At 54.9% G+C, this 2578-nt stretch carries 3 protein-coding genes; 1 reads left to right on the top strand and 2 read right to left on the bottom strand.

The features are described from left to right. Window positions 1–166: 166 nt before the first annotated feature. Window positions 167–574: a hypothetical protein gene (locus J4G38_RS28095; protein WP_210522219.1), complete on the bottom strand. Its 408-nt coding sequence runs from the start codon at window positions 572–574 to the stop codon at window positions 167–169. A 1017-nt stretch (window positions 575–1591) separates the two neighbouring features. Between J4G38_RS28095 and J4G38_RS28090 the strand changes: the two genes are divergently transcribed. Then, on the top strand, window positions 1592–1915 hold the full coding sequence (locus J4G38_RS28090; protein WP_210522218.1) for a hypothetical protein: 324 nt from the start codon (window positions 1592–1594) through the stop codon (window positions 1913–1915). Between the two features lie 77 nt (window positions 1916–1992). On the opposite strand, the gene J4G38_RS28085 is transcribed toward J4G38_RS28090, so the two are convergent. Continuing rightward, a complete protein-coding gene (locus tag J4G38_RS28085) occupies window positions 1993–2358 on the bottom strand; it encodes a hypothetical protein (RefSeq protein WP_210522217.1) in 366 nt (121 codons plus the stop codon). Window positions 2359–2578: the final 220 nt, after the last annotated feature.

Raw genomic sequence — 2578 nt, 5'->3', positions numbered from 1 at the left:
GCAGCTGAACCTGGCAGTGGCCCTGCCCCGGCCCCTGCTGGCCGCAAATGCACGTGCTGGGCGGCGAAACAGGCGCCCCAAAGCGCCCACTTGGGTAATCGCCAAGTCGCTACCTAAAAGCGGAACCGCCTAAACCGAGTTCTGCAACAGCCACGGTCTTTCAGTGCTATAGTGGCCCTGGGAGTTTGTTGCGCTTAAAACTCCAAAGGAGGAGTAGGAACGCGACGAATTGCAGCAGCCATTGGGTCACCTGCAGCGTTGCGGTTAACGCCCCTCGGGTAAACCCAAGCACTAAGCCGGCCGTGAAATGAAAGTAAGCAAAAAGCCCCCCGGCCAGTAGGTAGTACAGCACCAGCAGCCCTTTGGCCCACGTATGTCCGCGCCTTGCTGCGAAAACGGTCCCGACCACCAAGGCCAGCGCAAGGGCCGTTTTGGCCTTTTCCCCGTACGCGGTGCCCCCGTCAAAAAAGGCAGTTCCGTCCAGGAAGCTGGCGATGCCACCCAACAGAACGGTAAACAACAATAGATTGGCCGCCCACAATTCGCAGCGTTGTTGGGTAAGGGTGTTCTTCACGGAATACGGAGGCGAGAAAAGCTATGCGAAGATGCTCCTGTGTTCGTTAAAACGGTCCCATTCGCCAAAACCAGCTTCGGGCGCGGGACCGGCCCCCTTGGCGGCGAAAACACGCCCCTTTCTGGGCTCGCGCGCACAACAAGCGGCCTTTTGGGGCCTTTCTTCGCCGATGACGGCACCGAAGGAAGGCCCCAAAAGGCCGTTTCGGTGGTTTTAATTCCGGTTAAAACCTGGTTAATATTCCTGGGGCGGTGGTTTTAACCCGGTTAATATTCCTGGGGCCCTGGTTTTAATTCCGGAGCCCGTGGTTTTAATTAACTGGGCCGTGGTTTTAACCCCTGATTTTAACCCGTTCGCCCGGCCTGGACGCCCGGACGCCGCGCGCCACCCCTCGCGGACGAGGACGGCCCCGACCATCCCCCCTCTCCCACCCCAGTCCGGGAAGCGACCTTAGGTTCAGCCAATGGGTCGAAAACGAATTATAGGCATCCCGCATTTGAATTATAGGCAGCGCCAAACGAATTATAGGCGAATTATAGGCAGCCTCAAACGAATTATAGGCGAGTTATAGGCAAGTTATAGGTTGGCCTATAACTCCCGTATCCGTTCGTACGGGCCCCGACAGGCGACCATTGCCGGCGCCTACGCGGGTAAACGGGGTGAAAAAGCCCGCGGTTACCCCCTGTTTAGCCCCGTGGCGGGCGCCGCTGCGCTTAAGCCGCGCCTTACCGGCCAACCGAACGGCTGTGGCGGCGCTTCACCCGCGCGCGGGCTGCATCGGCGCCCTGCGACGGCCCCGTGCCAGCCGGCTACCGCTAAGCGCCGTTCAGTTGAAGGAGGGTATGTTTAACATATCAGTGCCTGCGGCACGGTCACGACAACGATATATCCGTGAGACTACCTCTCATCCATATGAAGTATGCACTCCCTTTAACGTACACAAGCGTATTGCTCCTGCTTAGTGGGATGTTGCTGTTCGGGTGGTATTGGGCACTTTGTGTACCCTTTCATAGAAGCTTGTATGAAGCCCTTCGCGTTATCTTCCTTGAGGGAAGCCGGATAGGGCTCTTGGTTGAGTCCGCCCTGTTTTTCCTGCCGGCGGCCGCGGCACTACTGCTGTGTAGCGGTGGTCTCTTCCCTGCCAAACGGCGCATTAGAACGGGGGTATTTCTGCTGCTGCTGGTCGACACGCTGCTCAAGAGCTATATCTTCTTTGTATTGATAGCGCAGCAATACTTTGCCTTTTACTCAATGGATATGCGTTTCCTGCTACCCTTTCCGAGCACCGCCCTCTTATGGGGGCTTTTTTACATCACCCGGGAACGGGTACGAAGTATCTGAATGGTTCCAAATAGTAAAGACAAGTGTTTACGAAAACGGTCCGAAGGTAAACGCGCGCTGTTCAAAATAAGAAGCGTTTAATGAGGCTTATCCTCTACAACCTTATGCGGGAAGTAGACAATGCCCAGTACCTCCTTCAAATTTTCCTCTACAAATAGAGAGCAATCGCCCTCCAGGCAATCGACTTCGAGAAAACGGATGTTCGCCAGCGAGCTAGCAGCCATTGCTTCTACCGCTTCCTTTAATCCCTCATACCATTCTCCCGTCAAGTCTTGAGCAATATCCAGACGGATCGCATAGGTATTGTATAAATCGTAATGGGGCAGTATAAAGTCCACGGTAGCCGAAGGGGCCAGTTCTTGCAGGAGCGAGAGTAGTTCCGGATTAGAAGAATCCCCCTTGGCCATCAAAACGCGCAGTACATGTTGTGAAATAGGTAGCATGAGAACAGGAAAGGCTGTAAAGCGATAAGATAAGCGCCCTATTACAAGTATAGTCCGAAGGATAAACGAGAGTGGCTGTTGCGGAAGTCTTGGGTAGCCCCTGAAAGATCCTCTGCGCCGGGGCACCGCCTCTAAAAACGTCCCTTAAACACTTCTTGTAGGCCGTTGCACGTTCACTTAAGCTGTTTGCCAGCCATACCCACGAGTTCTGCAACAGCCA

The organism is Hymenobacter terricola, assembly GCF_017921975.2.
Classification (GTDB): domain Bacteria; phylum Bacteroidota; class Bacteroidia; order Cytophagales; family Hymenobacteraceae; genus Hymenobacter; species Hymenobacter terricola.
The sequence above is the reverse complement of the archived record's forward strand: the minus strand, read 5'-3'. Positions and strand labels throughout refer to the sequence as shown.

What these genes read in the sequence shown, in the direction of transcription:
- J4G38_RS28085 (WP_210522217.1), bottom strand. Translation starts at nt 2,358, where the DNA reads ATGCTACCTATTTCACAACATGTACTGCGCGTTTTGATGGCCAAGGGG.